This is a genomic window from Acidithiobacillus sp. TH-A36, from assembly GCF_057473445.1.
Map to the genome: position 1 here is coordinate 1 of NZ_JBYCKP010000068.1, position 6,729 is coordinate 6,729.

At 54.6% G+C, this 6,729-nt stretch carries 6 protein-coding genes; 1 reads left to right on the forward strand and 5 read right to left on the reverse strand.

Features of this window, described 5'->3' with window-relative positions:
* The 5 genes from AC2VLY_RS01685 to AC2VLY_RS01705 all read right to left on the reverse strand — a co-directional run.
* The coding region (locus AC2VLY_RS01685) for a lipoyl domain-containing protein (protein WP_486921676.1) at window positions 1-173 on the reverse strand (173 nt) is incomplete at its 3' end.
* Window positions 170-1,162: an alpha-ketoacid dehydrogenase subunit beta gene (locus tag AC2VLY_RS01690; RefSeq protein ID WP_486921673.1), complete on the reverse strand. Its 993-nt coding sequence runs from the start codon at window positions 1,160-1,162 to the stop codon at window positions 170-172. The genes AC2VLY_RS01690 and AC2VLY_RS01685, both read right to left, overlap by 4 nt.
* Complete coding sequence (locus AC2VLY_RS01695) at window positions 1,159-2,223, reverse strand: thiamine pyrophosphate-dependent enzyme (protein WP_486891806.1); 1,065 nt, start codon at window positions 2,221-2,223, stop codon at window positions 1,159-1,161. Before AC2VLY_RS01695 ends, AC2VLY_RS01690 begins: the two co-directional genes overlap by 4 nt.
* On the reverse strand, window positions 2,216-2,566 hold the full coding sequence (locus AC2VLY_RS01700; protein WP_300252352.1) for a carboxymuconolactone decarboxylase family protein: 351 nt from the start codon (window positions 2,564-2,566) through the stop codon (window positions 2,216-2,218). Before AC2VLY_RS01700 ends, AC2VLY_RS01695 begins: the two co-directional genes overlap by 8 nt.
* 37 nt (window positions 2,567-2,603) lie before the next feature.
* Window positions 2,604-5,183 (reverse strand): plasma-membrane proton-efflux P-type ATPase, encoded by a 2,580-nt coding sequence (locus AC2VLY_RS01705; RefSeq protein WP_486921674.1) that lies wholly within the window; start codon window positions 5,181-5,183, stop codon window positions 2,604-2,606.
* A gap of 244 nt (window positions 5,184-5,427) precedes the next feature.
* Here AC2VLY_RS01705 and AC2VLY_RS01710 point away from each other — a divergent pair.
* Window positions 5,428-6,729, forward strand: a 1,302-nt coding sequence (locus AC2VLY_RS01710; RefSeq protein ID WP_486921675.1) for a dihydrolipoyl dehydrogenase, incomplete at its 3' end; no start/stop codon positions are given.

Below are 6,729 nucleotides of genomic sequence, written 5' to 3' on the forward strand. Positions count from 1 at the left end.
CCAGCCAGAAAGCCATCCGCAAAGGCCTCCACGTCCAGGACCGCTTTATCGGTTTCCACTTCGGCAACAGCCTCGCCCTTTTTGATGGCATCGCCAACGGACTTGTTCCAGCGTGTCAGCCGACCGGTTTGCATGGTATCCGACAATACCGGCATGGTAATGGGGTTTTTCATGATTGACCTCCCTGCGTGCCCAACATTTGCCGGGCTGCCGTAATGATGTCTGCCGTGCGCGGGATACTGGCTGCTTCGAGCTTACCATTGAAGGGGGTAGGGATATCCAGTCCAGCCACCCTCTGGATGGGACGATCCAGAAAATAAAAGCAGCGCTCCTGAAAGGTGGCGCTCAATTCCGCACCCGCTCCGGCAAAACGACAGTCCTCTTCCACAATCAGGCAGTGATGGGTTTGCTGCACAGATTGCACGCAGGTATCCCAGTCGATGGGTGCCAGACTGCGCAAATCAATGACCGTCATGGCAATGCCTTCCTTGGCCAGAATGTCCGCAGCTTCCAGAGCCAGAATCACCATCCGGGAATAAGCAATACAGGTAATGTCCCGTCCCTGACGGCGGAGCAAAGCCTGATGAATAGGCGGGGCAACAGCCGCCTCATCAACATGATCCTTGGTGAAATACAGCAGTTCATGCTCCAGAACAATGAGCGCGTCATCACTATGAATGGCCTGGCGTAATTGCCAGTAGGCATCCTGAGGCGTGGCTGGAACGGCTATCCGCAATCCGGGCACGTTCATCAGGGTATGCTCCAGGCGCTGGGAATGCTGGGCACCCAGTTGCCGGGCAATGCCACCCGGCATGCGAATGGTCAGGGGCATGGGAAATTGCCCTCCGGACATGAACGGGATCTTGGCGGCCATGTTGATGATGGCGTCAATCGCAAACAGAGCAAAATTGATGGTCATGATTTCGACCACCGGGCGCAGACCCAGCATTGCCGCGCCCACACCAAGGCCGGTAAAACTGTTTTCGGAAATGGGCGTATCGCGCACGCGCCATTCGCCATACTTGGCCATGAGCCCCTCGGTTACCCGATAGGTTCCGCCATAAAGACCCACGTCTTCACCCAGGGTGATGACACTTTCATCCGCCGCCATTTCGGCATCCATGGCCCGATTCAGCGCTTGCCAATAAAATAGCTCGTTCATTGGGCTGTCTCCATCAGTACTTCATAACGGCGATTGTGATGAAAGATGGACCAGGCATCCTGCATGTCCGGCTCCGCACTTTGCTGGGCAAAACGGACGGCGTCATCCACTTCCGTCTGCACTTCCTGACGCAAACGGGTGATTTCCGCCTCGTCGAGATGACCTTCCTGGCAGCAATGGTCACTAAAGTGGCTAATGCAGTCGGCTCCTGCGGCAGCCATGGCTTCTGCTGAGGGATAAGCAGATTCTGCTTCGTGGATGGCTGCGGCAATGGGATCGTTGGCCTGATACGCATTCAGTTCCACATTGGGGCGATAGCTCGCCGGATCCGCCATGGAGTGTCCGCGATAACGGTAGGTTTCCAGCTCCAGAAATTGCGGGCCGTCGCCGCTGCGAACCCGCTCCAGCGCCTTGCGGGCAGAGGCATGCACCGCAAGAACATCCATGCCATCGACTTTTTCCGCTGGGATTCCATAGCCGCAGGCCCGTTTATACACCTCGGTAATGGCCGAATGGCGGTGAATTTCCGTACCGATCTGATAATGATTATTTTCACAGACAAAGAGAATGGGAAGTTTCCAGAGTGCCGCCATATTCAGGGATTCATGAAAAGTGCCCTGGTTGACCGCGCCATCGCCAAAAAAGCAGATCACGGCTTCCGGCAGACGGCGGTAGGCGACGGCGTAAGCCGCCCCCAAAGCGATGGGAAAGGTTTCGCCGACAATGGCATAGCCCCCCAGAAAGCGCCGACTGGCATCAAACAGATGCATGGAACCGCCCATCCCTTTGCTGATGCCGGTGATCTTGCCCTGCAGTTCCGCCATGATTTCCCGTGCAGGAATTCCCCGGACCAGGGCATGGACATGCTCCCGATAGGTGCTGACCACATAGTCCCCCGGCTCGGCGGCATGCAGCACGCCCACGGCTACCGCCTCCTCTCCCGGATACAGGTGCAAAAATCCGGCAATCTGGCCCTGGGCATATCCCTGGGCAGCGGCCTCCTCAAAAGCCCGGGCGCGGAGCATATCCCAGAGCATGGCGCGCATCTGCAATCTATCCATGGGTGTTCTCCGGCAGGAATTCATCCAGCGCCTTGCTCAGTGGCACCAGATACATCAAGGCTGGGCCGCCATGCATAATGACCGCCATGAAACCGGCACTCATGATTTCATCGCGACTGGCCCCGGCTTCAATGGCGCTTTTTGTGTGTAAGGCGATGCACCATTCACATTGCGCGGCCACGGACAGAGCCACGTTGATCAACTCCTTTTGTGCCGCACTGAGGGCCGGGTTTCCTTCCGCCTTCCCCATAAAGCCCAAAAAGGAATTGATTTCCGAGGGATAATCCTGCTTGAGACTTTCCATCAACTGATGTACTTCGGTGAGTCGATCTTTAGCGGTCATGGTATTTCTCCGAATCAGGGGGCGCACTAAGAGAACATTATTTTGAATCTCCGCTTCTCATGAAATGGGTGAAAGCCTGCCGGATGGTCCGTTGAAACCCGACACCATCCCGCTCCAATTGGATCAGATCTGGTTGCAGAGAATGATTGAGAGTGCGCAAAAACCGGCTCTGATGGGCTGCCTCATGATCCATCAGGCGGTGAATGCCCAACTTGGCAAGATCGGCCAGTACCATCCACACAATGTTGTACGCCCATACCAGTCCAATGGTCGTCCAGGGTATCGCCGGCATCAGCCAGCCGAAGCCAACAATTGCCACACCCACAATCTGGGTACCCAGGATGGCCAGCAGGAGAATGGGCGCAGGGTAGGGGGGGCGCCAGAAAGGCCCGCGGACCCGGGTCAGGAACAACATGAGATGCCCCCCAGCAATCAGCTGCAGGAACATGATGCTTTGTGCTTCCGGCAGAGGAATATGAAACACAAAGCGGGTAAGGAGATAAAGCCCAAAGGTCCCCGCAAAAGCCAGGAGCCCCATGGCTGAAGACAGACTCAGCACTCTCGGCATTTCCCAATGAACAGGGGATTTCTGTACGGCAGTATGGTCCCAGGCAATAGTCATGATGGGAATGTCATCGAGCAGGGAAAGCAGAACAACCATGATGGCCGTCAACGGATAAGAGTTGAAAATCAGCATGGCAATGACCACAAAAAACAGAATATCCAGCGTCATGGCGATACGATAAACCGTATAACTGGTCATCCGCTCAAAAATACGCCGCGCCTCCTCGACAGCCTTGACGATCACATTCAGACCCGGCGCCGTCAGAATCAGGGCGGCGGCGCCGCGTGCAGCGTCGGTGGCTCCCGACACGGCAATACCCACATCGGCCTGTTTGAGCGCCGGCGCATCGTTCACGCCATCGCCGGTCATGGCGACAATATGCCCGCGTTGCTGCAGGGCTTTGACAATGGCGTATTTATGTTCAGGAAACACCTGGGCAAAACCATCAGAGTGCTCAATTTCATCACCCAGTGCCGGGGGAAGTATCCCGCCCTCGGCAAATTTCGAGAGCTGGTCATCCACGGTCAGAATATGCGTGCCCAGGTTCAATTGACCGGCAATTTCACTGGCAATGGCCTGATGATCACCCGTCACCATCTTGACTTCAATACCGTGTTCCTGCGCTTCCATAATGGTCTGTTTGGAATCGACCCGGGGCGGATCCAGCAATGAAAGAATCCCGAGAAAACGCCAGTTCTGCGCATCATCGTCGGAACGGACCACGCCCAGCGTACGAAACCCCTTGGCGGCGGCATCCTCCACCACTTTTTCGGCCTTGGCACGTTCGGCATCAGCCAGTTTGGCCATTTCAATGAGAACCTGGGGTGCCCCCTTGCTTACCCGAAACTTTTTCCCGTCGCTTCCGTGAAGTTGCCCTTCCGTACGCTTGGAGATGGGATCAAAAGGAATGAATTTGTCCTGAGTGAAAGCCGCGAGGGTTTTATCGCGATCGGGAAGTCCGGCAAGCACTGCATCATCAATGGCGTCCGCGTCTTCCGCCTTACTGGCCAAGGCCGCCGCAAGAATGAGTTCCTGTTCATTCTGCGCGGCAAACAGGGCGCTTTCCCCCAAGGTAATGATGTTTTGAGTCAAGGTTCCAGTTTTATCCGAGCAGAGAATATCCACCCCGGCCATTTCCTCAATGGAAGTCAATTTAGAAACAATGGCCTTCATGCGCGATAGGGCCAGAGCCCCCAGAGCCATGGTGACGGACAACACCGCCGGCATGGCGACCGGAATGGAAGCCACTACCACCACCAGGACAAAAGCCAGCAGGGTCAAAAACGGCAAGCCACGGACTAATTCTACAACAATCAGCAATAACGAAAGGGATAGAGCCAGAACAATTAAAAAGTTACCGATATTAAGTACGGCTTTTTGAAAGTGCGAAACGGGAGCGGCTTTTTGCACCAGACTCGCCGTACGTCCGAAAAAAGTCGCAGAACCGGTTGCATAGACCAGCCCCAGCATTTCACCCTGCCTGGCAATAGTTCCTGAGTAGGCCACGTCTCCGGGTTTTTTGTTCACCGGTAAAGACTCGCCCGTCAGAGCGGATTGATCCACGGACAGATAATCACCGGAAATGAGTTTGATATCCGCCGGTAGAATATCCCCCAAGCGCAGACGAACGACGTCACCCGGCACCAGTTGCGCTGCGTCAATGCTTTGCCATTGCTGATCGCGCAAGACCCGCGCTTTGAGCGCCAGTTGATTTTTCAGCGCCTTGAGGGCGTCATTGGCACCTTTTTCTTCCCAAAAACCAATGCCACCGTTGATGAGCAGCATGGCAAAAATGACAAAAAAGCTCTTCCAGTCGCCGTTGATGGCCGATAAAACGGCCGCAACCTCAATCATCCAGGGGATAGGTGCCCAAAAATAGGAAATCAATCTACGCCAGAGCGGAGTTTCTTTTTCTTCCAGAAGGTTGCTGCCAAATTGCGCCAGGCGGGTACTGGCTTCACTGCTGCTTAAACCTTTATCGATACTTTCCAGAGCCTGAAAGCTGGCATCCAAATCCAGGCTTTCAAAACTCTTTGCATCAACTGGTTGCATGCGACGGTCTCCCTTTATGAAAATTCTCTACAGAAAACATCTGACCCGCTCACAATTCAAATCTCAATATCCTAATATAAGATAGCACAAGATTCGTTCTGGCAATCTGACTTCGCCATATTCGTGACCATGAGTATAGACAAGGTGAAAGAATCATCATGAATTTTAATGATATATTCATATCTGCCTGTTGTTTGCTTGTGCTAGGCTTTGCAGGATTGGATTCAACGTGGAGGGCTGCAAAATGACTGTTCAGGAAGTGGATTTGTTATGCGTAGGTGCAGGTGGCGCCGCCTATCCGGCCGCTTTTCGTCTGGCAAAAGCTGGAAAGAAGGTACTCATGGTCGATCCGAAGGGGGTCATGAGTGGTAACTGTCTGTATGAAGGTTGTGTTCCTTCCAAGGCGGTTCGGGAAACAGCCGCTTTTTACCAGGATGCTCAGCGTTTTCAGCCCTACGGACTGGGCGGCAATCTGCACGTGGATTTTGCCGCCCTGATGCAGCACAAAGATGCCATTCAGGAGCGGCGTTATGCCCAGCACGCAGCGGAACTGGCCGCAGAACCTCTTATCCGCTTGATCAAGGGCGTAGCGCGCCTGTTAGATCCCCATACGGTGAAAGTAGATACAGATGCGGGAACGGATACCTATCATGCCCGGCATATCCTGATCGCCAGTGGCTCGGACGTGTTCATTCCGCCCTTGCCCGTTGCTGAATGGTGCCTGACCAGTCATGATCTTTATAAACCCTCGCCAGCCATGCGGGCCTTGCCCGAAAAACTGCTGGTTATCGGCGGTGGCTACATAGGGCTGGAAACAGCGACATTTTTTGCGGCCTTGGGTACGGAAGTTACCTTGCTGCAAAAAGGCGCACAAATCCTGAATGGCATGGATCCAGGCATGGTCAACCTGCTGCTGCCTTTACTACCCAAAGGGCTTGAACTTCGCACCAATGTAGAGGTGCAACGCGTTGAGAATACAGGCACAGGTCGTCGCGTTGTCTGGCTTCAGGACGGCAAGGAACAAAATCAGGAGGTCGATGTAGTCCTGCTCGCCGTGGGGCGTCGTCCGGTCATTCCAGAGGGTGCAGAAGCTCTGGGGATTGCGTTTGATCATCATGGTATCCAGGTGGGTCCCAGCCTGCAAACCCGCTTTCCGCATATTTATGCAGCAGGGGATGTCAATGGACGGGTACCACTTTTTCACGCAGCAGTGCGTCAGTCTCTGGTGGCAGGCCACAATATTCTGGCGGGGAACGTTCCTGCGGATTATGCGGATTTTGACCATGTGCCGACAACGATATTCACCTTGCCAGCAGCAGCCTACATCGGCCTGACACCGGCCAAGGTCTCTCCTGGATCTTTGCTGGAAGCCCGCTATGCCTTTTCAGAGGACTCCAGAGCGCAGATTCTGGAACGTCTGGATGGCGAAATCCGGCTCTTTTTCGAGCCCGGCAGTTTGCGGATTCGCGGGGCATGGATTGTGGGCATTGACGCAGGCAGTCTGATTGGACAGGTCGGCACGGCCATTGCGGGCGGAATGACGGCC